Below are 25909 nucleotides of genomic sequence, written 5' to 3' on the forward strand. Positions count from 1 at the left end.
TGAATACCTCTAGTCTGTAGGTGCCGCCGCGCTCTAGTCCTGACGCAGCAGAGCCGCGCGCGGGCATTCGGCGATTGCCTGCTCGGCCAACTGCTCCTGGTCCGCGGGGATGGGGTCGAGTTTCACGACCGCGTAGTCCTCGTCGTCCAGGTCGAAGATATCCGGCGCGATCCCCAGGCACACCGCATTCCCTTCGCACCGGTCACGATCCACGATCACGCGCACAGCACCCTCCTAGAAGATGGCCGTCTCGTTCCGTCAGTATGCAGGTCCACCATAGGGCCACGAAGCCGCTGTGGAAACGGTCGCTGGATTCACAGACTAGAACGTGTTACAACCGGGAAGGCGAACGGGTAGCCGTTGGTTGCGTTGCGGCTTGCGACGTGTAACGAACCGAATTCTCGAAGGACGGCCGAAATGCGCATCAGTTACACCCCCGAGCAGGAGGAGCTGCGTCGCGAGCTGCGGTCGTACTTCACCACGCTGATGACCGCGGAGCGCCGCGAGGCGCTGAGCTCGACGCAGGGCGAGATCGGCGTCGGCAACGTGTACCGCGAGACCGTCGCCCAGATGGGCAAGGACGGCTGGCTGACCCTCAACTGGCCCAAGGAGTACGGCGGCCAGGACCGTTCCCCGATGGACTCGCTGATCTTCACCGACGAGGCCGCCATCGCCGGGGCCCCGGTGCCGTTTCTGACGATCAACAGCGTCGCGCCGACGATCATGGCCTTCGGCACCGACGAACAGAAGAAGTTCTTCCTGCCCAAGATCGCGGCCGGGGACCTGCACTTCTCGATCGGGTACTCCGAGCCCGGAGCCGGCACCGACCTGGCCAACCTGCGCACCTCCGCGGTCCGCGACGGCAACGACTACGTCATCAATGGCCAGAAGATGTGGACGAGCCTGATCCAGTACGCCGACTGGGTCTGGCTGGCGGTGCGGACCAACCCGGAGGCCAAGAAACACCGCGGCATCTCGATGCTCGTGGTGCCGACGACCGCCGAGGGCTTCTCCTGGACACCCGTGCACACCATGGCCGGCCCGGACACCAGCGCGACCTACTATTCCGACGTTCGGGTGCCGGTGACCAACCTGATCGGCGAGGAGAACGGCGGCTGGAAGCTGGTGACCAACCAGCTCAACCACGAGCGGGTCGCCCTGGTGTCCGCGCAGCCGATCATCGTTGCCCTGCGCGAGGTCCGCGAATGGGCGCAACACACGAAGGACGCCAGCGGGGCACGGCTCATCGACTCGGAGTGGGTTCAGATCAACCTGGCCCGCGTGCACGCCAAGGCCGAAGTCCTCAAGCTGATCAACTGGGAGCTCGCGTCGGCGGCGAGCGAGAATCTGTCGCCGGCGGACGCCTCGGCGGCCAAGGTGTTCGGCACCGAACTGGCCACCGAGGCCTACCGGCTGCTGATGGAGGTGCTCGGCACGGCCGCGACGGTGCGTCAGGACTCACCGGGCGCGCTGCTGCGCGGCCGCGTCGAGCGGATGCACCGCGCCTGCCTCATCCTGACCTTCGGCGGTGGCACCAACGAGGTGCAGCGCGACATCATCGGCATGGTGGCGTTGGGGCTGCCGCGAGCCAACCGCTGAACCTCTTCTTCCGACGCTCCCCCTAAGGACCGACACCATGGATTTCACCACCACCGAAGCCGCGAACGACCTCGGAAACCTGGTCGACAGCATTGTCGATGCGGTATGCACGCCGGAGCATCAGCGCGAGCTGGACGGCCTGGAGCACCGCTTCGACCGCGACCTGTGGCGCAAGCTCGTCGCCGCCGACATCCTCACCAGTGCCTCGCCCGCGTCGCTGGGCGGTGACGGTTTCGGAGTCCTCGAACAGGTGGCCGTGCTGGTCGCGCTCGGCCACCGGCTGGCCGCGGTGCCCTACCTGGAATCGGTGGTGCTGGGCGCCGGCGCCCTGGCCCGGTTCGGCTCCGAGGAGCTGCAGCAGGGTTGGGGCGCGCCCGCGGTCGCTGGCGAAAAGATCCTGGCCGTGGCGCTTCTGGGCGAGATGGGCGAGGGCCCGGTGCAGGCCGCGCGCGCCGGTGACGGCTACCGGCTCACGGGCACCCGCACCCAGGCCGGGTACGGCCCCGTGGCCGACGCCTACCTGGTTCCGGCCGAGACCGATTCCGGCACGGCCGTTTTCCTCGTCTCCGCCGACGACCCGAGTGTGTCGATGACGGCGATGGAGACCACCGGTCTGGGCAGCGTCGGGCACTTGACGCTGGAAGGCGCCGAGGTGAGCGGAAGCCGCCTGCTGGGCGGACCCGAGGTCGTCCTGTGGCTCGACACCCTGGCCGCCCTGGGCCGCAGCGCATTTCAATTGGGGGTGCTCGAACGGGGCCTGCAGCTGACCGCCGAGTACGCCCGGGAGCGCGAGCAATTCGACCGCCCGATCGGCAGTTTCCAGGCGGTGTCCCAACGCCTGGCCGACGGATACATCGATGTCAAAGGCCTGCGGCTGACGCTGACTCAGGCGGCTTGGCGCGTCTCCGAGGACATCCCCGCCGAGATCGACGTGGCGAGTGCGGCGTTCTGGGCCGCCGATGCGGGACATCGGGTCGCGCACACCATCGTGCACGTGCACGGCGGCGTCGGGGTCGACACCGATCACCCGGTACACCGCTATTTCCTGGCCGCCAAGGAGGCGGAGTTCGCGTTGGGCGGTGCGACCGGCCAGCTGCGACGCATAGGCCGCGAACTGGCGGACACTCCCGCTTAGCCATCGTGCTTAGCGGGGCAACCGACCTCACGGTCACCGACCTGCTGGCGCCGCTGGTCGGAATCGGCGACCGCGGGATCCATTTCGAGGACTCCTTCACCAGTTGGCGCGACCATATCCGGCACGGCGCGGCTATCGCGGCGACGCTGCGCGAGCGTCTCGACCCGTCCAGACCGCCGCACGTCGGCGTGCTGCTGGAGAACACGCCCTTCTTCTCCGCGATGCTGGTGGCGGCGGGGATGTCGGGGATCGTGCCCGTGGGGCTCAACCCCGTACGCCGCGGCGCCGCGCTGGCCCGTGACATTGCCCGCGCCGATTGCCAATTGGTGCTGGCCGACTCGAATTCGGCGGCGCCACTGGACGAAATCGGACACTTGAACGTGGATTCCCTCGAGTGGGCCGACCAGCTGGCCGGACACCGCGACGCCGACGTTCGTTTTCGGTCCGCTTCGCCCGCGGACCTGTTCATGCTGATCTTCACGTCGGGCACCAGCGGTGAACCCAAGGCGGTGAAGGTCAGCCACGGCAAGGTGGCGGTCGCCGGGGCGGCGATGGCGCAGCGCTTCCAGCTCGGGCGCGACGACGTCTGCTACGTGTCGATGCCGCTGTTCCATTCCAACGCCGTGTTGGTCGGGTGGTCGGTGGCGGCGGCGTGTCAGGGCTCAATGGCGTTGCGGCGCAGGTTCTCCGCATCCAATTTCCTGGTGGACGTCCGCCGCTACGGCGCCACTTACGCGAACTACGTCGGCAAACCCCTGTCGTATGTGCTTGCCACGCCCGAGCGGCCGGACGACGCGGACAACCCGCTGCGGGCGGTGTACGGCAACGAGGGCGTGCCCGGCGACATCGAGCGCTTCGGGCGCAGGTTCGGATGCGTGGTTCAGGACGGCTTCGGGTCGACGGAGGGGGGTGTGGCGATCGCACGCACGCCCGACACCCCGCCGGGCGCGTTGGGACCACTGCCCGAGGGCATCGACATCGTCGACCCCGACTCCGGAAAACGGTGTCCCCCCGGCGTCGTCGGTGAACTGGTGAACGTCGCCGGTCCGGGCCGCTTCGAGGGCTACTACAACGACGCGGCGGCAGAGGCCGAGCGCATGGCCGGCGGGATCTACCACAGCGGTGACCTGGCCTACAGCGATGACGCGGGGTATGCGTATTTCGCTGGACGGCTGGGCGATTGGATGCGGGTCGACGGCGAGAACCTGGGTGCGGCGCCGATCGAAACGGTGTTGCTGCGGTTTCCCGACGTAAGTGAAGTCACGGTCTACCCGGTGCCCGATCCCGTCGTCGGCGACCGGGTCATGGCCGCCTTCGTGATGGCGCCGGGCCGGCAATTCGACGCGGAGAAGTTCCACGCCTTCCTCGCCGAGCAACCGGACTTGGGGCCCAAGCAGTGGCCGTCGTACGTGCGGGTGAGCGCGCAGCTCCCCCGGACGGCCACGTTCAAGGTACTCAAGCGTCAGTTGTCGGCCGAGGGCATCGGCGGCGACGACCCGGTCTGGCCGATCGGCCGGTAGGTCCGTGGCGAGTCGACTCGACGCCGGCTTCAGGCGAATTCGCGCTGGCGCCCCCACGGGCGCCGCGATTGTGGTCCCGGGTGGGGCCGTGCGCACCTTGGGCCTGTGGTCCTGCGGCGTTGCCTGGTCGACCATCAAGGTCCCCCTCGCAATTGCCGCATTGCGGAGTGACCGCCCGCGCGCAATCGACCTGGCGACCGCCGCCATCGCCGAATCCGATAATCCGGCATCCGAACGATGTGGACCCAACTCGGCGTACCCGTCGACGCCGCACAACTGGTGCGGGCCGTTCTCGTCGATTCGGGCGACACGGACACGGTGGTCGAATGCCGGCGGCTGCGCCGCGAGTTCACCCCGTTCGGCCAGACCCTCTGGCCGCTGCGCCGCCAAGCGCAATTCGCCGCCCGATTACCCGACCTCGAGGGCGCCGGCCCCGTCCTCGAACTGATGCGCAACCTCGCCGCGGCCCACCGCTGGGGCCTGGCCGCCAAAGGCCTTGCCGCCAAGGGCGGTTGGGGTCCAGGCACCGACGGGAGCTATCTGGTCCGGCAATTCGCCGTCCTACCAACCTCGGCCGGGCACGCCGGCGTCGCACTGGCGGCGCAGGCGGACTCCTTCGAGGCGGGAGTCGACGCGGTCAACGCGATGGCCGACTGGCTCGTCGGCCATCTCCCGGCGCTAACCGAACAGTGATGGCACCACCGCGTCGATCAGGTGGGGGCCAGGCTCGGCAAGAGCGTGACGCAACGCGTCGGCGAACTCCTCGGCGGTCGTGACGCGGCGCCCGGGAACGCCCATGCCCTCGGCGATCTTCACGAAGTCCATTGCCGGCCTGGACAAATCGAGAAGGTCGAGCGCCTTCGGGCCGGGAGCGGAGCCGGCCCCGACGCGCTGCAGCTCCACCCGCAGAATGTCGTAGGCACCGTTGTCATACAGCACAGTCGTCACGTTGAGGTTCTCCCGCGCCTGGGTCCACAACCCGGAGATGGTGTACATGGCTGAGCCGTCGGATTCCAGGCAGAGCACCGGCCGGTCCGGGGCCGCGACGGCGGCGCCGACCGCCGCCGGGATGCCGTAGCCGATCGCCCCGCCGGTCAGCGTCAGCCAGTCGTGAGCCGGCGACCCGGCGGTGGCCTGCGCGAGCAGCAGGCCGGACGTGTTCGACTCGTCGACGACGATCGCGCCCTCCGGCAGGAGCGCGCCGATCACCTGGGCCGCGGACGCGGAGGTGAGCGCGCCGGTCGGCAACTCCGGGCGCGACGCGGCCGCCACCGGCGCCTCGGTGCCGGGCGCCACCTCGTCGGCCACCGTGACCAGAGCGGCCGTGGCGCCGCTGGTTTCGGCGAGGACGTGCACCTCGCACCCCGCCGGCACGAGGTCGCTGGCCATGCCGGGATAGGCGAAGAACGAGACCGGCGACTTCGCTCCGGCCAGCACCAGGTGCTTGGCGCCGTCCAGTTGGGCGGTGGCCGCCTCGGCGAAGTAGCCGAGCCGCTCGATGGCGGGAACACCAGCCCCACGCTCCAGCCGCGTCGGGAACGTCTCGCACAACAGCCGCGCGCCCGTCGCCTCCGCGATCCGCGCGGCCGCCGCCAGACCCGGTCCGCGGGTCGCGTCCCCCCCGACCAGGATCAACGTCGGCTCTCCCGAGCGCAGCACCTCTGCCACTTCTACGGTCAGCGTCGAGTCGGCCTCCGGAGGCCGACCGGACGGGGTCGGCGCGGGTTGCGCCCCGTCGGTCCACGACACGTCCGCGGGCAGGATCAGCGTGGAGATCTTCAAGCCGGACCGGCTGGCGGCGATCGCGTCCGCCGCGTCGGCGCCGACCTCGGCGGTTTCCTCGGTCCTGCGCATCCAGCCCGACACAGTCCCCGCCACTGCGTCGATGTCGGATTCCAGTGGGGCGTCGTACTGCTTGTGATAGGTGGCGTGGTCGCCGACGACCACCACCATGGGCACCCGGGCGCGGCGCGCGTTGTGCAGGTTGGCCAACCCGTTACCCAGGCCGGGGCCAAGGTGCAGTAGCACCGCCGCCGGCCGGTCCGCCATGCGGGCATAACCATCCGCCGCGCCGGTGGCGACACCCTCGAAAAGCGTTAGCACGCCGCGCATCCCCGGCACGGCGTCGAGGGCCGCCACGAAATGCATTTCCGATGTGCCCGGGTTGGCGAAGCACACGTCGACGCCGCCGTCGACCAGGGTGTTGAGCAGGGCCTGAGCACCGTTCACTTGTTTACCTCCACTCGAAATACACGTTCGGCGTTGCGGTGCAGGAAATCGTCCCGGGCCTCCTCGCTGAGCCCCAGTTCGCCCAGCCCGGCCAGGGCGTGCGCATGGGCGATCATCGGATAATTGGTGCCGAACAGGACTTTGCGTTGGCCGGTAGGGGTTTTCATGAAGCTCACCAGCTCGTGCGGGAGCCGCCGGGTGGTGTACGCCGAGGTATCGATGTAGACGTTCTCGTGCTTGCGGGCGACGGCGACCATTTCCTCGGTCCACGGATAGCCGACGTGCCCGCAGACGATCACCAGTTCCGGGAAGTCCAGGGCGACCTGGTCGATGTAGGGAATCGGGCGCCCGGTCTCCGAGGGCCGCAGCGGTCCGGTGTGACCGACCTGCGTGCAGAACGGGACGCCCGACTCGACACACTCGGCAAACAGCGGGTAGTAGCGCCGGTCGGTCGGTGGCGCATCCCACAACCAGGGCACCACCCGCAGTCCCAGGAAGCCGCCGCGAACGCGGCGCCTCAACTCCCGGACCGCCTCCATCGGGCGGTCGAGGTCGACGCTAGCGAGCCCGCCAAACCGGCTGGGATGCTGGGCAATCCACTGGGCGACCTCGTCGTTGGACACGAGGTCCTGCCCGAAGGGACCGCACCACGCACTGAGCAGCCCGAAGCCGACGCCGGCGGCGTCCATCGACGCCACGGTCGCATCGATTCCGACGTCGCCGTCGGGCATCGACCCGCCGGTCCAGCGCCGCAGGGACGCGAGCATGGGGCTGCGCAGGAACCGCGCAGTCGGATGCTGCATCCACACGTCGATCGTCATCGCAATTCGACTGTAGACGCCGGCGGGGGTCAGGCGGCCAGCGCGGCGCGGGCCGCGGCGCGCGCCCGCCGCGCGTACCCACGGCCGAACAGCACGACGTGCGCGAGCAACGGGAACAGTTGATGCAGCCCCACGCGGTCACGCCAGCCCGGCCGCAGCGGCGCCACCTGCTGGTATCCGCCAAGGACGTCACCGTAGTGCGGACAGCCGAACAGCGCCAACATCGCCAGGTCGGTCTCGCGGTGACCGGCGTGCGCGGCCGGGTCGATCAGCACCGCCCCGTCGGGGGTCCATATCACGTTGCCGCTCCACAGGTCGCCGTGCAGCCGGGCCGGCGGATCGTCGTCGTCGAAGTCACCGGCACGGCAGCGGTCGGCGACCGCGTCGATCGCGTCGCGGGTCGCGGCGTCGAGGCGCGCGGCGGCGAGTTCGGCCATCGGGGCCAGCCGCTCGTCGGCGTAGAACTCGCCCCACCCTCTGCACCGGCGCAGCGACATCGGCAACGGCTGCAACAGCGGCCCGAAGAACCCGGGACCGTCCCATCCGTCGGGCCCGGCGCCGAACGCCGGCGCGCCCGCCTCGTGGGTGACGGCCAATCGGCTACCGAACGCCCATGCCGCCTCCGCCGTGGGAGTGACCGAATCGAGCCGCCGCAGCGTCAGGCTCGTCGCATCGACCGACACCACGGGCGCGCACGGCACGCCGCCGTCGACGGCCGAAAGCCATTGCAGACCGGCCGCTTCCCAGGCGAAGTAGCCGTCGGGTGCGGACGGGTGCTGCTTGACGAACTCACTCAAGCGGTGACGTGGGCGGCGTGCACGTCGTCCGCGGGCCGCACCTCGGTCTGTTCCTTGGCCCAGCGGTAGTCGGGCTTGCCGGCCGGCGAGCGCTTCACCTCGTCGACGAGCCAAAGGCTACGGGGCACCTTGTATCCCGCGATCTCGGAGCGCACGAAGCGGTCCAGCTCCGCCAGCGATGGCCGGGCCCCGGGGCGGGGCGCCACGACGGCGGCCACGTGCTGCCCGTAACGCGGGTCGGGCACCCCGACCACCAAAGCGTCGAAGACGTCCGGGTGACCCTTGAGCGCCGCCTCGACCTCCTCCGGGTAGACCTTCTCGCCGCCACTGTTGATCGACACCGAGCCGCGCCCGAGCATGGTGACGGTGCCGTCCTCCTCGACCAGGGCGTAGTCGCCGGGAATGGCGTAACGCACGCCGTTGAAGGTCTTGAACGTCTCGGCGGTCTTCTTCTCGTCCTTGTAATAGCCGACCGGGATGTTGCCCTTCTTGGCGATCAGGCCGCGCACGCCCGAGCCGGGCTGCACTTCGTTGCCCTCCTCGTCGAGGACGACCGTGCGGTGGTCGATGCTCACCCGCGGGCCGCCGGCGTGCGGCGCGTCCTTGGCGACGATGCTGGTGCCGCCGAAGCCGGTCTCCGACGAGCCGATCGAGTCGGTGATGACCCGGTTGGGTAGCAGGTCGAGCAGCTTCTCCTTGATGCTCGGCGAGAACAACGCCGCCGTGCTGGCCAGCAGGAACAACGACGAGAGGTCGTAGCCATGGTCGGTGTCGAGCGCGTCGAGCAGCGGCCGCGCCATGGCGTCGCCCGTGAAGAACAGCAGATTAACCTTGTGTTCGTGGATCGTGCGCCACACCTCTTCGGCGTTGAATTCCGGTGCCAGCACGGTCGTCTGGCCCGAGAAGATAGACATCCAGGTCGCGGATTGGGTGGCGCCGTGGATCATCGGCGGAATCGGATAGCGGATCATCGGCGGGTTCGCGGCGGCTCCCTTGGCCAGGTCGTACTCGTCCTCGATGAATTGGCCTGTGGCGAAGTCGGTTCCGCCGAAGAGCACGCGGTAGATGTCCTCGTGGCGCCACATGACTCCCTTGGGGAATCCGGTGGTGCCGCCGGTGTAGAGCAGATAGATGTCGTCGGCGCTGCGCTCGCCCAGCAGGTCGTGGAAGTCGCGCTCGGGCGAGCCCTGCGCGATCGCCGAGTAGAACTCGACGCCGCCGTAGCGCTGATAGTCGTTGTCGGAGCCGTCCTCGATGACCAGGACCGTCTTGACGTTCGGGGTGTCGGGCAGGACGTTGGCGACGCGGTCCGAGTACTGCCGCTCGTGGACCAGCGCCACCATGTCGGAGTTTTCGAACAGGTAGCGAAGCTCGCCCTCGACGTAGCGGTAGTTGACGTTCACCAGGATGGCGCCGGCCTTGACGATGCCGAGCATCGCGATCACGATCTCGATGCGGTTACGGCAGTACAGCCCGACCTTGTCGTCCTTCTTGACCCCCTGGTCGATCAGGTAGTGCGCGAAGCGATTGGCCTTATCCTCCAGCTCGGCGTAGGTCAACTTCTCGTCGCCGCAGATCAGGGCAACACGGTCAGGCACAGCGTCGATGGCGTGCTCGGCAAGATCGGCAATATTCAGGGCCACGGCCACCAAATTAGAACGTGTTACATTTCTTGACAAGCTCACCCCCCTACGTCGACCGAAAGGCGGTAGCCGTGGCATCGCAGAATGGTGAGGTCCCAGCAAACGAGCATTCCGGCCCCTCTGAAGCAGACGCGCTGGTGGAACAGCGCGGTCACACCCTCATCGTCACGTTGAACCGGCCGCACGCCCGCAACGCCCTGAGCACCGAAATGATGGAAATCATGGTGCAGGCCTGGGACCGCGTCGACAACGATCCCGACATTCGCTGCTGCATCCTGACCGGCGCCGGTGGCTACTTCTGCGCAGGCATGGACCTCAAGGCGGCGACGAAACGGCCACCCGGTGATTCCTTTAGGGACGGCAGCTACGACCCGTCGCGAATCGACGCGTTGCTCAAGGGCCGCCGGCTCACCAAACCGCTGATCGCCGCCGTCGAGGGCCCCGCCATCGCGGGGGGTACCGAGATCCTGCAGGGCACCGACATCCGGGTCGCCGGCGAGAGCGCCAAGTTCGGCATCTCGGAGGCCAAATGGAGCCTGTACCCGATGGGCGGGTCGGCCGTGCGCCTGGTGCGGCAGATCCCGTACACGGTGGCGTGCGACCTGCTCTTGACCGGCCGTCACATCACCGCCGCGGAGGCCAAGGAGATCGGCCTGATCGGGTACCTCGTGCCCGACGGCCAGGCCCTGACCAAGGCGCTGGAGATTGCCTCGCTGATCGAGAACAACGGCCCGCTGGCCGTGCAGGCGATCCTGCGGGCCATACGCGAGACCGAGGGCATGCACGAGAACGACGCGTTCAAGATCGACACCCAGATCGGCATCAAGGTGTTTCTGTCCGACGACGCCAAGGAAGGCCCGCGGGCGTTCGCGGAGAAGCGCAAGCCCAACTTCCAGAACAAATAGGCCGATCGCCGAGCGTGTAATTGTTGCGATTTTTCGTCCCATAATTCGCACTGAGTGCACGTTCGGCGCGATTGTCGGTGGGCAGCGCGACACTCCGCTGCCATGGAACCGTTCATCGGGAGTGAGGCCGTCGCGTCCGGGGACCTGACGCCTTACGCGCTGCGCAGCCGCTTCGTCGCGGTACACCCCGACGTCTATCTGCCGGCCGGCATCCAGCTCACCGCTCAATCCCGTGCCCGCGCCGCATGGTTGTGGTCGCGGCGGCGCGGAATTGTGGCGGGTCGGTCCGCCTCGGCGCTGCACGGCGCGAAGTGGATCGACGATCGCGCGTCCGCGGAGTTGCTCTACGCCTATCGCCGTCCGCCGGCCGGCATCACGACTTGGTCCGATCAGGTGGCCGAGGACGAGTTCACGCGCATTACCGGCATCTGTGTGACGACCCCGGAACGCACCGCCCTCGATCTCGCATGCCGTTATCCCGTTGGCAGAGCAGTCGCAGCTATCGACGCGCTGGCTCGCGTGAGCAATCTCAAGGTGGCCGAAGTCAAGACCCTGGCCGAACGTCACCGTGGACGTCGCGGTATCAGGCGGGCCCGGGCTGCCCTGGATCTGGTGGATCCCGGCGCCGCGTCGCCCCGCGAGACATGGCTGCGGCTTTTGCTCGTCGAGGCCGGTTATCCGCGACCGCAGACGCAGCTTCCCGTCTACGGCGAATACGGGGAACTCGTGGCGATCCTGGACATGGGCTGGGAGGCCGTCAGAATCGCCTTGGAGTACGAAGGCGATCACCATCGGGTTGACCGCCGGCAGTTCAACCGGGATATCGCCCGCTACGAAGCGCTGTCGGATCTCGGATGGAAGGCAATCCGGGTCACGCTCGCGGACACGCGAGGTGGCATCTTGGCGCGGGTTGCGGCAGCGTGGTCACGCCGAACGTGCACTCAGCGCGCAAAACCAGCGTGAATCTCGCAGTGCGTACACGCTCGGCGGTAAGGGTGACTACCCCGCCGGGGCGGTCGGTGTGAACACCACCGGCATCGACTCGAGGCCGCTGACGAAGTTCGCCGGGCGCAAGGGCAGCGCCGAATCGTCGGCGGCCAACCGCAGGTCGGGCAGCCGTTGCAGCACCCGCGTCGTCATCAGCGACAATTCCAGGCGCGCCAGCTGGTTTCCCAGGCAGAAGTGCGTGCCGAAGCCGAAGGCCATGTGGCTGTTCGGGTTTCGGTGGATATTGAAGCTCTCCGGCTGATCGAAGACGGCCTCGTCGAAGTTGGCCGACTCGAACAGCAGCATGATCTTCTCGCCCCCGCGTAGGGCGGTCCCGTGCAAGTCGGTGTCCGCCGTGAGCGTCCGGCACATGTTCTTCACCGGCGACGTCCAGCGCAGCATCTCCTCGATGGCGCCGGGAAGCAGCGCGGGGTCACGCCGCAGGGCGTCCCACTGGTCGCGATGCCGCAGCAGCTGTTCCGTCCCACCGCTGAGCGTGTGCCGCGTGGTCTCGTCGCCGCCGATCAGGATCAGCAGCGTCTCCATGACGATCTCGTCGTCGGACATCCGCCGCCCCTCCACCTCGGCGTTGACGAGGATGGAGAACAGGTCGTCGGTCGGCTCCGCGCGCCGCTTGGTGATGATGTCCATCGTGAACGCGGTGTAAGCGGCGAAGGCCTCCATCACCGTCTGGAATTCGGCCGAGGCCGGGTCGATGTGCGAGCTCAACCCGCAGACCAGGTCGTCGGACCACTTCAACAGCATCCCGCGTTCCTCGGGAAGCACACCGAGCATGTCGCCGATGACCGCCATGGGCAGCGGCGCGGCGATGTCGCGGACGAAGTCGCACTCCCCCCGCTCGCACACCGCGTCGATCAGCGTGTCGCAGAGCCGCTCGATGGACGGCTCCTTCTCCTTCACCCGCTTGCGCGTGAAGCCGGCGTTGACGAGTTTGCGCCGCAACACGTGTGCGGGATCGTCCATGTCGATCATGTACGGCATACCTGGCTGGTCGGGGCGGATGCCGCCGGTGTTGGAGAACAGCTCCGGGTTCCGCTCCGCGTCCAGGATCGCCTGATAGGTCGTCGCACCTGCCAGGCCGTTGCGGTCCCGGAACACCGGCTGATTGGCCCGCATCCACCGATACGCCTCCCGAGCCTTGCGGCCGTCGGCATAGAAGTGGCCGTCCGTCAGGTCGATGTCCAAGATCGTGTCCGGGATGGTCGACGTCATCTATCTAGCCTCCTGAGAGCGGATTACAGTGACCGGCATGCCTGATTCACAACACATCATCGCCGGGACGGTCCTCACCATGCCGGTGCGGATCCGGAAGGCGGACGTCCACACCGCGATGTTCTCGGTGGATGCCCAAGCGGCGCAACGACTCATCGACTACAGCGGGCTGAAGGTCTGCCAACACCGCCCGGGCCGCGCGGTGGTCAACCTGATGCTGGCCCGCTACGTCGACGGCGACCTGGGGCAGTACCACGAATTCGGCACGTGCGTGATGGTGAACCCCCCGGGCTCGGATGCGCGCGGCCTTCGCGCGCTCGGTGCGGCCGCGGCCTTCATTCACCACCTGCCGGTGGACCAGAGCTTCACACTCGAGGCCGGACGCACCATCTGGGGATTCCCAAAGATCATGGCGGACTTCAGCATTCGCGAGAACGGGCGGTTCGGGTTCGACGTCAGCGCCGACGGTGCGCACATCGCGGGCATCGACTTCGCCCGCGGGCTGCCCGTGCCGTCGCTGTTCACGTCGCGCGCGCAGGTGCTCAAGACCTACACCTTCGCCGAGGGCACCACCCGGGAGGTGCCGTGGGAGATGCGGATCAGCGGGATGCGGGGCCGGCCGGGCGGCGCGACGGTGCGGCTGGGTGAGCACCCCTATGCCAAGGAGCTGGCGTCGCTGGGCCTGCCGAAGCGGGCGATGGTCTCCGGGTCGGTCGGCCACGTCGAGATGTCCTTCGGTGACGCCCACCCGATCGGCTGACCGGCCGGTATCGGTCATCCGGCCAATCTAGAACGCGTTCTATGTTGTGGCAAGGACGGGTCAGATCAGCGTCGCCAGCTCTCGGACCTGCTCCGCACTGCGTCCGGAGACCACCATCGTGGTGACCCCGGCGGCCTCCCACACCTTGATCTGCTTACGCACGTAGTCCAGGTCGCCGACGATCGCGGCGTCGTCGACCACCTCGTCGGGGATGATCTCGGCGGCCTTGTCCTTCTGGTTGGACCGGAACAGCGCGGTGACCTCGTCGACCACCTCGGCATAGCCCATCCGGCGATAGACGTCGGCGTGGAAGTTGGTGTCCTCCGCGCCCATGCCCCCCATGTACAGCGCCAGATAGGGCTTCATGGCCGCGAAGGCGGCGGCGCGGTCCTCGGTGATGACGATGTTGGCGGTGGCGCAGATCTCGAAGTCCTCGCGGCTGCGGCGCGCCCCGGGCCGGGCGAATCCCTCGTCCAACCATTCGTTGTAGGTGTCGGCCATCCGCGGGGTGTAGAAGATCGGCAGCCAGCCGTCACAGATCTCGGCGGCCAGCGCGACGTTCTTGGGCCCCTCGGCGCCCAGGAATACCGGGATGGCGGCACGCAACGGATGGGTGATCGGCTTGAGCGGCTTACCGAGTCCCGTTGTCCCCGTGCCGCTCAACGGCAGCGGGTAGTGGGGCCCCTCGCTGGTGACCGGCTTCTCCCGCGCCCACACCTGGCGGAGGATGTCGATGTATTCGCGCGTCCGCGCCAGCGGCTTCGGGAAGCGCTGGCCGTACCAGCCTTCGACCACCTGCGGGCCGGACACCCCAAGCCCGAGGATGTGCCGGCCACCCGAGAGGTGGTCGAGGGTCAGCGCGGCCATGGCACACGCGGTCGGCGTGCGGGCGGACAGCTGCACCACCGAGGTGCCCAGCCGCAGCCGGCGCGTCGACGATCCCCACCACGCCAGCGTCGTGTAGGCGTCGGATCCCCACGCCTCGGCGGTGAACACGGCGTCGAAGCCGGCTTCTTCCGCGGCGGTGACGAGTTCCCCGTGATTCTCGGGCGGCTGCGCGCCCCAGTACCCCAGCTGCAACCCCAGCTTCATGATCTCCGCCTTTCCCGGCCGCATCCGAACCGATGTTGAATCCGTTCTTAGAACCTGTTCTACTCGATGGCGTGACAGTCAGCTCAAGCAGCCCGACCTTGATCAATCACCGCGAGCCACCACTTTCAGCGCCGCTGACGTTGTCCTTCGACTACACCCGTTCGGTGGGACCCACGCTCGGCAAGTTCTTCACCGCGCTGCGTGACCGCCACGTCCTGGGCGTACGCGGATCCGATGGCCGAGTGCACGTCCCGCCTGCGGAATATGACCCGGTCACCTATGAGCCGCTGGGCGAGATGGTACCGGTCTCCAGCGTCGGCACCGTAGCCTCCTGGAGCTGGCAAGCCGAGCCGCTGGAGGGCCAGCCGCTGGACCGCCCGTTCGCCTGGGCCCTGATCAAGCTCGACGGCGCCGACACGCTGCTGATGCACGCCGTCGACGCCGGCAGCCCGGAGGCGATCCGCATCGGTAGCCGCGTGCACGTGCACTGGGCCGACGAGCCGGTGGGTGCGATCACCGACATCGCGTACTTCGCGCTGGGCGGGGAGGCCGAACCGGTCGCCGAATCCTCGGGAAACGAGAAGGACCCGGTCACGATGATCGTCACGCCGATCTCGATGACCATCCAGCACACCGCATCCCACGAGGAAAGCGCCTACCTGCGGGCCATCGCCGAGGGCAAGCTGCTGGGCGCGAAGACGGGCGAACACGGGAAGGTGTACTTCCCGCCGCACGGCGCCGATCCGGCGACCGGTCAGCCCACCACCGAGTTCGTCGAGCTGCCGGACAAGGGCACGGTGACGACGTTCGCGATCATCAACATCCCGTTCCAGGGTCAGCGCATCAAGCCGCCCTATGTGGCCGCCTACGTCTTGCTCGACGGGGCCGACATCCCCTTCCTGCACCTGGTGGCCGACGTCGACGCGCACGAGGTGCGGATGGGCATGCGCGTGGAGGCGGTCTGGCGGCCCCGCGAGCAATGGGGCTTCGGCATCGACAACATCGAGTACTTCCGGCCGACCGGGGAACCCGACGCCGACTACGACACCTACAAGCACCACCTGTAAAGGGCTTAGGAACACATGAGCGCTCGCAACGTTGCGGTCGTCGGCTTTGCCCACGCCCCCCACGTACGCCGCACCGACGGCACCACCAACGGCGTCGAGATGCTGATGCCGTGCTTCGCCCAGCTCTACTCCGACCTCGGAATCAGCAAGGCGGACATCGGCTTCTGGTGCTCGGGATCGTCCGATTACCTTGCCGGACGCGCATTCTCGTTCATCTCGGCGATCGACTCGATCGGCGCCGTGCCGCCGATCAACGAGTCTCACGTCGAGATGGACGCGGCCTGGGCCCTGTACGAGGCCTACATCAAGATCCTGACCGGCGAGGTCGACACCGCTTTGGTGTACGGCTTCGGCAAGTCGTCTGCCGGGGTGCTGCGCCGCATCCTGTCGCGGCAGACCGACCCTTATACCGTCGCCCCGCTGTGGCCCGACTCGGTGTCGATGGCCGCGTTGCAGGCCCGCATCGGCCTCGAGTCCGATCTGTGGAGTTACGAGCAGATGGCGCGCGTGGCGCTGGAGTCCCTGGCGGCCGCCGCCCGGGTGGACTCGGTGGAGCCGGCGGTCAGCATCGACGACCTGCTCGACCGCCCGTTTTTCGCCGACCCGTTGCGACGCCACGACATCGCACCGATCACCGACGGCGCGGCCGCGATCGTGCTGGCCGCCGACGGCCGGGCGCGCGAACTCCGCGACAACCCGGCCTGGATCACCGGGATCGAGCACCGCATCGAATCCCCGTCGCTGGGCGTGCGGAATCTCACCGAGTCGCCGTCGACCACGGCGGCGACCAAGGCGGCCACCGGCGGCCACATCCGCAACGTCGACGTGGCCGAGATCCACGCGCCGTTTACGCACCAGCACCTGATCATCGCGGAGGCAATCCGGCTTCCCGGGGCGGCGAAGGTCAACCCGTCCGGCGGCGCCTTGTCGGCCAATCCGATGTTCGTGGCCGGGCTGGAGCGCATCGGATTTGCGGCGCAACATATCTGGAACGGATCGGCGGGACGGGTGCTCGCGCACGCCACCAGCGGGCCTGCGCTGCAACAGAACCTGGTCGCGGTGATGGAAGGGACGAACTGATGGCCGGCGCGGGCACACACCTTGCCGCGGTACTCGGTACCGGGCAGACCAAGTACGTGGCTAAGCGCCAGGACGTTTCGATGAACGGGATGGTTCGCGAGGCGATCGACCGGGCGCTGGCCGACTCGGGATCCACATTCGACGACATCGACGCCGTCGTTGTCGGTAAGGCGCCGGACTTCTTCGAGGGCGTCATGATGCCCGAGCTGTTCATGGCCGACGCCATGGGGGCGACGGGCAAGCCGCTGATCCGGGTGCACACCGCCGGGTCCGTCGGCGGGTCGACCGGGGTGGTGGCCGCCAGCCTGGTGCAGTCGGGCAGGTACCGGCGCGTGCTGGCGATGGCCTGGGAGAAGCAGTCGGAGTCCAACGCCATGTGGGCGTTGTCGATTCCGGTTCCCTTCATCAAGCCGGTCGGCGCCGGCGCGGGCGGCTATTTCGCCCCGCACGTGCGGTCGTACATCCGCCGGTCAGGCGCACCGCTGAACATCGGCGCCATGGTCGCGGTCAAGGACCGGCTCAACGGGGCCCGCAATCCGCTGGCCCACCTGCACCAGCCCGACATCACCCTGGAGAAGGTGATGGGGTCGCCCATGCTGTGGGACCCGATCCGGTACGACGAAACCTGCCCGTCGTCCGACGGCGCGGCCGCCGTCGTCATCGGTGACGAGGAGAGCGCCGAAGCCCTTCTGGCGCAGGGCAATCCGGTGGCGTGGATTCACGCTACCGCGCTGCGCACCGAGCCGCTGCAGTTCTCCGGGCGCGACCAAGTCAGTCCGCAGGCCGGCCGCGACGCGGCCGCCGCGCTCTGGAAGGCCGCCGGCATCAAGAGTCCCATCGACGAGATCGACGCCGCCGAGATCTACGTGCCGTTCTCCTGGTTCGAGCCGATGTGGTTGGAGAACCTCGGTTTTGCGGCCGAGGGTGAGGGTTGGAAGCTCACCGAGGCCGGCGAGACGAGGATCGGCGGACGGCTGCCGGTGAACCCGTCCGGCGGGGTGTTGTCGTCGAACCCGATCGGTGCATCCGGGCTGATCCGCTTCGCGGAGGCCGCGATCCAGGTGATGGGCAAGGGCGGCGATCACCAGGTCCCCGGCGCCCGAAAGGCGCTGGGCCATGCCTACGGCGGCGGCTCGCAGTACTACTCCATGTGGGTGGTCGGGGCGGACAAGCCCACTCCCGAGAGGGTCGGCGCGTGAGCGAGCACCCCGCGCACGAGGCCGGCCGCCGGTCGCGCGAGGCCGTGATGGCGCGCGACAAGGAGGCGTGGCTGGCGGTGTTCGCCGACGACGCCGTCGTCGAGGACCCCATCGGACCGTCGGCGTTCGACCCGGAGGGCAAGGGTCACCGGGGCCGCGACGCGATCGCGGCCTTCTGGGACAAGGCCATCGCCCCCACCACCCGGATCGAGTTCGTCTTCCGCGACACCTACCAGTGCGGCAACGAGGAAGCCAACGTGGGCCACATCCTCATCACCACGGGCGACTACCAGGTCACGACGGAGGGCGTGTTCACCTACAAGGCGGACGACGACGGGAAGATGGTCGCCCTACGCGCCTACTGGGAGATGGATCGCGCGGCCGCCAGCGCGCGGCACGTCTGACCGGAAGACGCCGCAGGCCCCCAGGCCGGCTAGATCGGCTCGAGCCCGGCGATGTGGCGCTGCGCCAGATCCCGGTACGCCTGCGGGTTGAGGTTGACCCACATCTCCGCGCCGGTCCCGGCGACGGGTCCCTTCACCTGGGCCGGTGCGCCCACGGCCAGCATCCCGGCGGGAATCTGCGTGCCGGCGGTCACCAGCGAGTGCGCCGCGATCAAGCTGCGCGCGCCGATCACCGCGCCGTCGAGGACGGTCGCGTGGTTGGCGATCAGGGCCTCCGGACCCACGTGGACGCCGTGGATGACGCAGAGGTGCGCGACCGTCGCGCCGGGACCGATGTCGACCGGGATGCCGGGCGGCGCGTGCAACAGCGACCCGTCCTGGACGTTGGCCCCCTCGCGCACCACGATCGGCCCGTAATCGCCCCGCAGCACGGCGTTGAACCAGACCGACGCTCCGGCCTCGACCGTGACGTCACCGACCAGCGTGGCGGTCGGGGCGACGAACGCGGTGGGGTCCACCCGCGGCGATCGGCCCTCGAAAGAAAACAGCGGCATCGCTTTAGATATACCCGCAGCCCGCATTTGACGTGGCCAGACCCGCCGTCGTTGCGCCACCGACGCTCAAAACTGTAACGTGTTCTAGTTAGAGACGACTTGGAGGTGACTGGTGAGTACCGACACCAAGGCGGTCGGCATCCGGGAGATCGATCCCGGCGCATTGCCGACCAGGTACGCCCGGGGCTGGCATTGCCTGGGTGTCGCGAAGGACTTCCAGGACGGCAAGCCGCACGCCGTGCAGGCGTTCGGCACCAAGCTGGTGGTCTTCGCCGATTCCGAGGGCAAACTCAAGGTGCTGGACGCCTACTGCCGACACATGGGTGGTGACCTGTCGGAAGGCACCATCAAAGGCGACGAGGTCGCGTGCCCGTTCCACGACTGGCGGTGGGGCGGCGACGGACGCTGCAAGCTGGTGCCGTACGCCAAGCGCACGCCCAAGACGGCGCGCACCCGGGCGTGGACGACCGACGTCCGGGGCGGCCTGTTGTTCGTCTGGCACGACCACGAGGGCAACCCGCCGGACCCCGCGGTTCAAATCCCCGATATACCCGAGGCGCACAGCGACGAATGGACCGAATGGCGCTGGAACCGCATCCTCATCGAGGGTTCCAACTGCCGTGACATCATCGACAACGTCACCGACATGGCCCACTTCTTCTACATCCACTTCGGCCTGCCGACGTACTTCAAGAACGTGTTCGAGGGCCATATCGCCTCGCAGTACCTGCACAACGTCGGTCGGCCCGACGTGAACGACCTGGGCACATCGTACGGAGAAGCCCACCTGGATTCCGAAGCGTCGTACTTCGGGCCGTCGTTCATGATCAACTGGCTGCACAACAGCTACGGCGGCTACAAGGCCGAGTCGATCCTGATCAACTGCCACTACCCGGTCACGCAGGACTCGTTCGTGCTGCAGTGGGGAGTCATCGTCGAAAAGCCCAAGGGCATGGACGAAGCGATGACCGACAAGCTGTCCCGCGTGTTCACCGAGGGCGTCAGCAAGGGCTTCCTTCAGGACGTCGAGATCTGGAGGCACAAGACCCGAATCGACAACCCGTTGCTGGTCGAGGAGGACGGCGCCGTCTATCAGCTGCGCCGCTGGTATCAACAGTTCTACGTCGACGTCGCCGACATCGAGCCGGAAATGGTGCAGCGCTTCGAGATCGAGGTGGACACCACCCGCGCCAACGAGTACTGGAACGCCGAGGTGGCGGAGAACCTGAAGGCCGCCAAGGACTCCGAAGACGTCCCCGCGGAACAACACTGACGCCCATGCCCGACGATCAGCCGGCGGTTCCCGACGTCGATCGGTTAGCCCGGTCGATGCTGTTGCTGCACGGCGATCAGCACGACCACGACGAGCGGCCGGTCAGTCCGGAAGGTAACGGCGGATCCTGGTCGAAGTCACGGGATTTCAGCAATGATCCGCGGCGGGCCGCGGCCGTCGCCGAAGCCAGCCGCGCCGACCGCGAGCGCTATCTGAGCTCCGGCCTGATGCCGGTGGATTGCCGGTTCTGCCACGCCACCGTCACCGTGCGCAGGCTCGGCCCGGGCCACACCGCCGTGCAGTGGAATACCGAAGCGTGGCAACGCTGTGCGCACTTCACCGAGGTGCGCAACTCCGGCGGTGACACGGCTCGCACGCGGTCGTGCCCGAAATTGAGCGACAGCATCGAGCACGCCGTCGCCGAAGGCTATCTTAGCGAGCCGATTTCCGGGGACGACTGATCTACAGCCCGGCGAAGCGCTCCTTGACCGCATCGACGGTCAGCCCGTAATCGGCCAGCGAATACTTGTGCTTCGGGGCCCGCGCGCCGGTCTGGCTCTCGGCGTGGCTGTCCGCCATGGCCTTTCGCGCTTCGTCGGTCAGGTCCATGCCGAAGTGGCGGTACACGCCGGCGACCGTCCCGAGCGGGTCAGCGATCAGGTCGTGGTAGTCGACGTCGCAGAACTGGGCGGAGTCGTATTTGGCGCGTGCGGTGTTGAACAGCTGCAGCCCGCGCGACCACGTCTCCACGGCGTCGGCACCGATCTGGGCTCCGGAGAAGGTCGTGGACCATCCTTCGGCGGTGTGCTGGGCCAGCGAACACATCGAGGCCATGATGGTTTCCACCGGCCGGTGGGTCTGGATCACCAACGCATCCGGATACGTCGCCATCAACGCGTCGAGCGCGAACAGATGGCTGGGATTCTTCAGCACCCAACGCTTTTCGGCGTCGTTTAAGCCGATCAGCTGAAGGTTGCGGCGGTGCCGCTGATACGACGGCGTCCAGTCCTGCCGCGACAACCACTGCGAATAAGTGGGCAGGTGCGAAAGCGTCTCGTAGGACACCGAATGCAGCGACTGCCGCAGCAGCTGCCAGCACTCCTCCAGCTCGTAGGCGGCCATGAAGTGCAGGCCGGTGTACTCGGGATTCTCGGCATGAGCCTTTTCGAACTGCGCGTTCAGCTGGCTGTACCACGGATTGGAGTCCCAGGTGTCGCGCGGCGGCCGGGGCTGCGGAAACTCCGCCAGCCACAGATGCAGGCCCTGATGCACCGGGTCCGCGCCCAGCAGGCGGTGCAGGATCGTGGTGCCGGTGCGCGGCAACCCGGTCACGAAGATCGGCCGCACGATGCCGACGTTGGCGTGCTGCGGATACTGCTTCCAGGCGGACTCCGAGAACAGCCTGGCCACCAGCGCCCCGCGCAGGAAGAACCGATTCATCTTGCTGCCGAACTCGGTGAGGCCCGCGTCGCGCCGGTAGGACTCCAACAACACCCCGAGGGCTTCGCGATAGTTGTCGTCGTCGACGCCGAAATCGTCGAGCCCGACCAGCTTGGTCGCCGACGCGTGTAGGTCCTCGACGGTGCCAACGTCGGTGCGCTGTGCCATCAGGTGTGGTACTCCCCGCAGTTGACGTCCAGGGTCTGCCCGGTGATGCCGCTGGACAGGTCACTGGCCATGAACAGGATTGCCGAAGCCACCTCGTCCTCGGTGGGCAGCCGCTTGAGGTCGGAGTTCGCGGCCGTGGCCGCGTAGATCTGGTCCGCGGTGGTGCCGTACTTGCCGGCCTGGTGGTTGAAGTAGCCCTGCAACGTCTCACCCCAAATATAGCCGGGCGCAACCGAATTCACGCGAATCCCCTGCTCGCCTAGCTCGGTGGCCAGCGAATGCGACATAGCCAGCAGCGCGGACTTGGCCATCTTGTAGGCGCCGTACTTGGCCTGCGAGTGCCGGAGCACCATGGAGTTGACGTTGACAATCGAGCCCTTCGACTCGGCCAGCGCCTCGGTGAAGCCCTGAATCAGCCGCAGCGCGCCCAGCGCGCTGAGCTCGATCGCGTCGCGAATGTGTTGGAAGCTGGTGCCGGAGAACGGCTTCAGCGACGGTACCCGGAAGGCGTTGTTGATCAGCACGTCAACCTTGCCGTAGGCCTCCAGGGTGGCGGCCACCAGGTTGCTCACCTGGTTGTCGTCGGTGATGTCGGCGCGCACGGTCGTCGCGCGGCCGCCGATGTCGGCGATCTGCTTGGCGACGTCGTCCAGTCGTTCCGGCGTGCGGGCCGCCAGCACCAGGTCGGCGCCTTCCCGCGTGCATCGGTGCGCCAGCGTCGTGCCCAGGCCCGGGCCCACGCCGCTGATCACCACAACCTTGCCGTCGAGCAGCTTCGTCATCCCAGCATCCTTGCTTGAATTTGTTGGTGGCGCAGTATAATTCGCTCGCGCCAGTCGTCCTCGGAGATCTTGTTGTGGTCGAAATAGGGCAATGCGGCCGGCACCTGGTCGATGTCGACCACCTCGACCGTCGGACCGTCGACCTCGGTGAGCTCCCGCGACACCCGCTGCCAGCGGAACTGCAGGAAGCCCTTCCGGTGGCCCAGCGTTTCCGCCCAGTTGGTCACTCCAGGATTCTGGTCGGCGACCACGATCCTGACCTTGCCGTCCGGATCCTGTTGCGCCTGGGTGTTGTTCAGCGAGGTCTGGTGGTTGATGTAGTCGAGCGAGATGTACCAGAGGCTGCCCAGCTGGAAGCCAAGGTAGGGGGCGTCCGAGACCGGGATCGTGATCACCATCGCCTGGTCGGGCCGCAGGTCGAAGTGCCCCACCGACGAGTACTGGGTGGCCAGGCCGCCCGGAGTCAGTCGCGGCGGCACCATGGTGTTGACGGGCAGGTCCAGGTAGAACCACTGCGGGAACTGTAGCCACGTCTTGACTCGTTGCACCAGCTGCTTTGCAGCTGTGGCGTAACGCTTTTCGATTAGCTCACGGGTCAGCGGCGGCGGCGCGGTGCCGGCGGTGTCCAGCCGGGAGATCGCCAGCGTGCCGCGCTGGGCCGACCAGTCGCCATAGACCTCGCGGATCACCAGCTGTCCGGGGCCGGTCGGCCGGACCCGCCACTCGAAGCTGCCGTCCTCGCCGATCTCGAGCTCGCGGTCGTCGAACGCCGCCTGGCTGACGGGCACGAAGTCGTCGGTGTATTCACCGCCGAGCAGCTGGAAGCTCAGGTCGGTGGTGGTACCGCGCACGCCCGTGACCACGTAGTCGTGGTTGGCGTGCACCCGGGTCCCGAAGTAGAGGGTGTCCGGGTTGTCGAGCCCCATCTTGGTGAAGGGCCCGGTCCCGGATTGCAAGAAGGGATGGTCGCGGTCGTAATCGAACGCCAGGTGCATGCACCCGACGACGCAACCCGCCAGGTACTGCAGCCCTTCGAGCAGGTCTGCTTCGGTCTCGATGAACGGCGCGGCAGCGATGAGCTGCTCGGCCTCGGCGATGGCGCCCGTAAGGGGATCAGAGAACACGCCTAGACGCTAGAACGTGTTCTACTTTTTCGTCAACAATGAGCGTTTGCGCGCGTCGCCGATGCCCCGGCTGAACGACGCCGGCTCGCTAGGGCGCGCACTGCTGCGACACGTCGATCAGGTGCTGCCGCACGTCGGGGTGCCGGTTCAGGTAGTCGATGACGTTGCTGCCGCCGCCCTCCGCCTGGGACTTGGACTGCAGCTGCTGCTTGATGTCCGGATGACGGGTCAGGTACGAGTTGATGGATTGACCCACGGTTTGACTCGGGTCGCACTGCGGGGCCGCGGTGGCCACCGGCAGCGCCAGCACCGCAGAGGCGGTGACGCTCAGCAGACCGCCGGCGAGGACCCCGTAGAGCCCGCGGCGATAGGGGTTGGCGATTGTCACGGTCATGGAATCGAGGTTACCCGCGTTAGCAGATGCCCTACCGGGCGACGAAGCGCTTACTGGGCCCGGCGGTGCGGTTCCGCCGCCTCGTCCGCCGGCAGGGCGAGAGCCACCCTCTCGCCCTCCGCCTGCTCCCGGCTCTGGGCGGCGCGCGCCTCCTTCGGAGACTCGGCAGCCGCCGGTGCGGCCGAAGCCGACGTCGAGGTGAGCGGCGTCGCCGCGGCCGGCACGGCCTCCTCGATTTCGATGACCTCCGCGACCGCGGCCTCCTCGACCACCGGCGCTTCCGCCTCGGGGGCCGGTGCCGCCGGGGCCTGCGCCGCCGGGGCCATGCCCTCGGACGTCGACGACCGGCCGGCGGCCGCGGCCATCACGGCCGACATACCCGCGGCTCCGATGAAGCCCGGGCTTCCGCCCATGCCGCTGACCGGGCCGACGCTGCCACCGGCGAGGGCGCCGGTGCCGGCGGCGGCTGTCACGCCTGGGGCAGCGCCTGAGGTGTCGATCGGGGCGGCGGTCCCTGCGGTGCTTGCCGTGCCTGCGGTGCTGATTGCCGCCCCGCTGGCCGCGGCCCCACCGCCGTAGCCGCCGGCGCCGCCAGGGGCCGCGGAGGCGGTGCTGCTGTCACCGCCGCCACCGCCACCGCTGGCACCGCCCGCTGCGCCGGCCCCGCCCGCGTACGCATTGCTTCCGCCGCCGATCGCCGGCATCCCCGGCATCGTTGGCAGAGCCGGCAGGCTGGCCTGCCCCGACAGGAGCTGGCCGGCGGCCGCGGACGCCCCGCCGTGGTAGCCGATCATCGCGGCCACGTCTTGGGCCCACATCTCCGCATAGTTGAACTCGGTCGCCGCGATCGCGGGCCAGTTCTGGCCGAACAGATTGGACATCACCAATTGGAAGAGGCCGTTGCGGTTGGCCTCGACCTCCAGGGGGTGCACCGTGGCGGCCAGCGCCGACTCGAACGCACTGGCCACCGCAGTGGCCTGCGACGCCGCCCCGGCCGCCTGGGCCGCGGCCGCGCTCAACCACCCGGCGTACGGCGCGGCGGCCGCGGCCATCGCCTGCGCAGCGGCTCCCTGCCACGCCTGCCCGGCCAGCGTCGACGTCACCGACGTGAACGACTGCGCGGCCGTAGCCAGCTCGGAAGCCAAACCGTTCCAGGCGGCCGCCGCCTCCAGCATCGGGCCTACACCGGCACCCGAGTACATCAGCAGCGAGTTGATCTCCGGCGGCAACGTCAAAAAACTCATCGGTTCCCCCAGCGGCGACTGCAATGGATGAACAAAAACGTAACGCTAAGTCACACGAGATTTCGCGCTTTAGGTCAAACTCAAAATATATGAGGCTCAGATCACACGCGAGCCCCCGGGCGGGATCTATTGCGCGGCGACCGCACCGCTTTGTTGCTCGCGTTTGATTTCGAGGGCGATGTCGATGAGTTGGTCTTCTTGGCCGCCGATGAGTTTGCGTTGGCCGGCGCGGTGGAGGAGTTGGTGGGCGGGTACGCCGTAGCGTTCGGATTGGCGGATGGCGTGTTTGAGGAAGCTGGAGTAGACCCCGGAGTAGCCCATGATCAGGGCGTTGCGGTCGAGCAGGCATTCGGTGGGCATGGTTGGGGCGACGACTTCTTCGGCGGCATCAGCGATGTCGAAGAAGTCGATCCCGGTCTTGACGCCGATCTTGTCGAACACCCCGATGAGTGCTTCGAC

At 67.9% G+C, this 25909-nt stretch carries 25 protein-coding genes and 2 pseudogenes; 13 read left to right on the forward strand and 14 right to left on the reverse strand.

What is annotated here, in order from left to right; translation table 11 throughout:
* Positions 1-33: 33 nt before the first annotated feature.
* The gene (locus SKC42_RS01840; RefSeq protein ID WP_085253860.1) at positions 34-225 is read right to left on the reverse strand and encodes a ferredoxin; all 192 of its coding nucleotides are present in this window, start codon (positions 223-225) and stop codon (positions 34-36) included.
* Between the two features lie 192 nt (positions 226-417).
* Here SKC42_RS01840 and SKC42_RS01845 point away from each other — a divergent pair, with 192 nt between their 5' ends.
* The 4 genes and pseudogenes from SKC42_RS01845 (at position 418) to SKC42_RS01860 (ending at position 4947) form a co-directional block, all read left to right on the forward strand.
* Positions 418-1599, forward strand: coding sequence for an acyl-CoA dehydrogenase (locus SKC42_RS01845; protein WP_330962600.1), 1182 nt, complete (start codon positions 418-420; stop codon positions 1597-1599).
* 37 nt (positions 1600-1636) lie between these two features.
* A complete protein-coding gene (locus SKC42_RS01850; RefSeq protein ID WP_330962601.1) occupies positions 1637-2734 on the forward strand; it encodes an acyl-CoA dehydrogenase family protein in 1098 nt (365 codons plus the stop codon).
* 5 nt (positions 2735-2739) lie between these two features.
* The gene (gene fadD17, locus SKC42_RS01855; protein WP_330962602.1) at positions 2740-4254 is read left to right on the forward strand and encodes a long-chain-fatty-acid--CoA ligase FadD17; all 1515 of its coding nucleotides are present in this window, start codon (positions 2740-2742) and stop codon (positions 4252-4254) included.
* Between the two features lie 4 nt (positions 4255-4258).
* Positions 4259-4947 (forward strand): annotated as a pseudogene (locus SKC42_RS01860) (hypothetical protein).
* Here SKC42_RS01860 and SKC42_RS01865 read toward each other — a convergent pair.
* The 4 genes from SKC42_RS01865 to SKC42_RS01880 are packed head-to-tail and all read right to left on the reverse strand — an operon-like array spanning position 4933 to position 9750.
* The gene (locus SKC42_RS01865) at positions 4933-6483 is read right to left on the reverse strand and encodes an acetolactate synthase large subunit (RefSeq protein ID WP_330962603.1); all 1551 of its coding nucleotides are present in this window, start codon (positions 6481-6483) and stop codon (positions 4933-4935) included. The pseudogene SKC42_RS01860 and the gene SKC42_RS01865 sit on opposite strands and share 15 nt — an antisense overlap.
* Positions 6480-7304 (reverse strand): amidohydrolase family protein, encoded by an 825-nt coding sequence (locus tag SKC42_RS01870; RefSeq protein WP_330962604.1) that lies wholly within the window; start codon positions 7302-7304, stop codon positions 6480-6482. Before SKC42_RS01870 ends, SKC42_RS01865 begins: the two co-directional genes overlap by 4 nt.
* Before the next feature lie 29 nt (positions 7305-7333).
* Positions 7334-8101, reverse strand: a complete 768-nt coding sequence (locus SKC42_RS01875) for a fructosamine kinase family protein (RefSeq protein ID WP_330962605.1) — start codon at positions 8099-8101, stop codon at positions 7334-7336.
* Entirely contained in the window at positions 8098-9750 is a 1653-nt protein-coding gene (locus SKC42_RS01880) for an acyl-CoA synthetase (RefSeq protein WP_330962606.1), read from the reverse strand. Before SKC42_RS01880 ends, SKC42_RS01875 begins: the two co-directional genes overlap by 4 nt.
* A 65-nt stretch (positions 9751-9815) precedes the next feature.
* Between SKC42_RS01880 and SKC42_RS01885 the strand changes: the two genes are divergently transcribed.
* Both SKC42_RS01885 and SKC42_RS01890 read left to right on the forward strand, forming a co-directional pair.
* Positions 9816-10649, forward strand: coding sequence for a crotonase/enoyl-CoA hydratase family protein (locus SKC42_RS01885; protein ID WP_330962607.1), 834 nt, complete (start codon positions 9816-9818; stop codon positions 10647-10649).
* 102 nt (positions 10650-10751) lie between these two features.
* A complete protein-coding gene (locus tag SKC42_RS01890) occupies positions 10752-11612 on the forward strand; it encodes a hypothetical protein (protein WP_330962608.1) in 861 nt (286 codons plus the stop codon).
* Between the two features lie 36 nt (positions 11613-11648).
* Here the strand turns inward: SKC42_RS01890 and SKC42_RS01895 are convergent, their stop codons facing one another.
* A complete protein-coding gene (locus SKC42_RS01895; RefSeq protein ID WP_330962609.1) occupies positions 11649-12869 on the reverse strand; it encodes a cytochrome P450 in 1221 nt (406 codons plus the stop codon).
* Between the two features lie 37 nt (positions 12870-12906).
* Between SKC42_RS01895 and SKC42_RS01900 the strand changes: the two genes are divergently transcribed.
* Entirely contained in the window at positions 12907-13629 is a 723-nt protein-coding gene (locus SKC42_RS01900) for an acetoacetate decarboxylase family protein (RefSeq protein WP_330962610.1), read from the forward strand.
* 60 nt (positions 13630-13689) lie between these two features.
* Here the strand turns inward: SKC42_RS01900 and SKC42_RS01905 are convergent, their stop codons facing one another.
* On the reverse strand, positions 13690-14721 hold the full coding sequence (locus tag SKC42_RS01905) for an LLM class F420-dependent oxidoreductase (RefSeq protein ID WP_330962611.1): 1032 nt from the start codon (positions 14719-14721) through the stop codon (positions 13690-13692).
* Positions 14722-14792: 71 nt separating this feature from the next.
* On the opposite strand from SKC42_RS01905, the gene SKC42_RS01910 reads away from it, so the two are divergent.
* Genes SKC42_RS01910 through SKC42_RS01925 form a run of 4 tightly spaced genes read left to right on the forward strand, consistent with a single transcriptional unit; the run spans position 14793 to position 18471 of the window.
* Positions 14793-15788, forward strand: coding sequence for a Zn-ribbon domain-containing OB-fold protein (locus SKC42_RS01910; RefSeq protein ID WP_330962612.1), 996 nt, complete (start codon positions 14793-14795; stop codon positions 15786-15788).
* 15 nt (positions 15789-15803) lie between these two features.
* Complete coding sequence (locus tag SKC42_RS01915) at positions 15804-16868, forward strand: thiolase domain-containing protein (protein WP_330962613.1); 1065 nt, start codon at positions 15804-15806, stop codon at positions 16866-16868.
* Complete coding sequence (locus tag SKC42_RS01920; RefSeq protein WP_330962614.1) at positions 16868-18067, forward strand: thiolase domain-containing protein; 1200 nt, start codon at positions 16868-16870, stop codon at positions 18065-18067. Before SKC42_RS01915 ends, SKC42_RS01920 begins: the two co-directional genes overlap by 1 nt.
* The gene (locus SKC42_RS01925; RefSeq protein ID WP_330962615.1) at positions 18064-18471 is read left to right on the forward strand and encodes a nuclear transport factor 2 family protein; all 408 of its coding nucleotides are present in this window, start codon (positions 18064-18066) and stop codon (positions 18469-18471) included. The genes SKC42_RS01920 and SKC42_RS01925 overlap by 4 nt, the downstream gene beginning before the upstream one ends.
* 29 nt (positions 18472-18500) lie before the next feature.
* Here the strand turns inward: SKC42_RS01925 and SKC42_RS01930 are convergent, their stop codons facing one another.
* Positions 18501-19025, reverse strand: coding sequence for a gamma carbonic anhydrase family protein (locus tag SKC42_RS01930; protein WP_330962616.1), 525 nt, complete (start codon positions 19023-19025; stop codon positions 18501-18503).
* Between the two features lie 112 nt (positions 19026-19137).
* Between SKC42_RS01930 and SKC42_RS01935 the strand changes: the two genes are divergently transcribed.
* Both SKC42_RS01935 and SKC42_RS01940 read left to right on the forward strand, forming a co-directional pair.
* The gene (locus SKC42_RS01935; protein WP_330962617.1) at positions 19138-20298 is read left to right on the forward strand and encodes a Rieske 2Fe-2S domain-containing protein; all 1161 of its coding nucleotides are present in this window, start codon (positions 19138-19140) and stop codon (positions 20296-20298) included.
* A gap of 5 nt (positions 20299-20303) precedes the next feature.
* Positions 20304-20759, forward strand: a complete 456-nt coding sequence (locus SKC42_RS01940; protein ID WP_330962618.1) for a hypothetical protein — start codon at positions 20304-20306, stop codon at positions 20757-20759.
* A gap of 1 nt (position 20760) precedes the next feature.
* On the opposite strand, the gene SKC42_RS01945 is transcribed toward SKC42_RS01940, so the two are convergent.
* The 6 genes and pseudogenes from SKC42_RS01945 to SKC42_RS01970 form a co-directional block, all read right to left on the reverse strand.
* A complete protein-coding gene (locus SKC42_RS01945) occupies positions 20761-21906 on the reverse strand; it encodes a sulfotransferase family protein (RefSeq protein ID WP_330962619.1) in 1146 nt (381 codons plus the stop codon).
* Positions 21906-22688 carry an SDR family oxidoreductase gene (locus SKC42_RS01950; RefSeq protein ID WP_330962620.1) on the reverse strand — a complete coding sequence of 261 codons (783 nt, stop codon included), beginning with the start codon at positions 22686-22688 and terminating at the stop codon, positions 21906-21908. The genes SKC42_RS01945 and SKC42_RS01950 overlap by 1 nt, the downstream gene beginning before the upstream one ends.
* Positions 22685-23812 carry a hypothetical protein gene (locus tag SKC42_RS01955; RefSeq protein WP_330962621.1) on the reverse strand — a complete coding sequence of 376 codons (1128 nt, stop codon included), beginning with the start codon at positions 23810-23812 and terminating at the stop codon, positions 22685-22687. Before SKC42_RS01955 ends, SKC42_RS01950 begins: the two co-directional genes overlap by 4 nt.
* An 88-nt stretch (positions 23813-23900) precedes the next feature.
* Positions 23901-24206, reverse strand: coding sequence for a hypothetical protein (locus tag SKC42_RS01960; protein WP_330962622.1), 306 nt, complete (start codon positions 24204-24206; stop codon positions 23901-23903).
* A gap of 50 nt (positions 24207-24256) precedes the next feature.
* Complete coding sequence (locus tag SKC42_RS01965; protein ID WP_330962623.1) at positions 24257-25450, reverse strand: PPE family protein; 1194 nt, start codon at positions 25448-25450, stop codon at positions 24257-24259.
* 126 nt (positions 25451-25576) lie between these two features.
* Positions 25577-25909: pseudogene (locus tag SKC42_RS01970) on the reverse strand (4-hydroxy-2-oxovalerate aldolase); the annotation flags it as partial.

Source organism: Mycobacterium sp. 050134 (assembly GCF_036409085.1).
Classification (GTDB): domain Bacteria; phylum Actinomycetota; class Actinomycetes; order Mycobacteriales; family Mycobacteriaceae; genus Mycobacterium.

What these genes read in the sequence shown, in the direction of transcription:
- SKC42_RS01845 (WP_330962600.1), top strand. Translation starts at nt 418, where the DNA reads ATGCGCATCAGTTACACCCCCGAGCAGGAGGAGCTGCGTCGCGAGCTG.
- SKC42_RS01850 (WP_330962601.1), top strand. Translation starts at nt 1,637, where the DNA reads ATGGATTTCACCACCACCGAAGCCGCGAACGACCTCGGAAACCTGGTC.
- SKC42_RS01870 (WP_330962604.1), bottom strand. Translation starts at nt 7,304, where the DNA reads ATGACGATCGACGTGTGGATGCAGCATCCGACTGCGCGGTTCCTGCGC.
- SKC42_RS01890 (WP_330962608.1), top strand. Translation starts at nt 10,752, where the DNA reads ATGGAACCGTTCATCGGGAGTGAGGCCGTCGCGTCCGGGGACCTGACG.
- SKC42_RS01895 (WP_330962609.1), bottom strand. Translation starts at nt 12,869, where the DNA reads ATGACGTCGACCATCCCGGACACGATCTTGGACATCGACCTGACGGAC.
- SKC42_RS01900 (WP_330962610.1), top strand. Translation starts at nt 12,907, where the DNA reads ATGCCTGATTCACAACACATCATCGCCGGGACGGTCCTCACCATGCCG.
- SKC42_RS01905 (WP_330962611.1), bottom strand. Translation starts at nt 14,721, where the DNA reads ATGAAGCTGGGGTTGCAGCTGGGGTACTGGGGCGCGCAGCCGCCCGAG.
- SKC42_RS01915 (WP_330962613.1), top strand. Translation starts at nt 15,804, where the DNA reads ATGAGCGCTCGCAACGTTGCGGTCGTCGGCTTTGCCCACGCCCCCCAC.
- SKC42_RS01920 (WP_330962614.1), top strand. Translation starts at nt 16,868, where the DNA reads ATGGCCGGCGCGGGCACACACCTTGCCGCGGTACTCGGTACCGGGCAG.
- SKC42_RS01930 (WP_330962616.1), bottom strand. Translation starts at nt 19,025, where the DNA reads ATGCCGCTGTTTTCTTTCGAGGGCCGATCGCCGCGGGTGGACCCCACC.
- SKC42_RS01940 (WP_330962618.1), top strand. Translation starts at nt 20,304, where the DNA reads ATGCCCGACGATCAGCCGGCGGTTCCCGACGTCGATCGGTTAGCCCGG.
- SKC42_RS01945 (WP_330962619.1), bottom strand. Translation starts at nt 21,906, where the DNA reads ATGGCACAGCGCACCGACGTTGGCACCGTCGAGGACCTACACGCGTCG.
- SKC42_RS01950 (WP_330962620.1), bottom strand. Translation starts at nt 22,688, where the DNA reads ATGACGAAGCTGCTCGACGGCAAGGTTGTGGTGATCAGCGGCGTGGGC.
- SKC42_RS01960 (WP_330962622.1), bottom strand. Translation starts at nt 24,206, where the DNA reads ATGACCGTGACAATCGCCAACCCCTATCGCCGCGGGCTCTACGGGGTC.
- SKC42_RS01965 (WP_330962623.1), bottom strand. Translation starts at nt 25,450, where the DNA reads ATGAGTTTTTTGACGTTGCCGCCGGAGATCAACTCGCTGCTGATGTAC.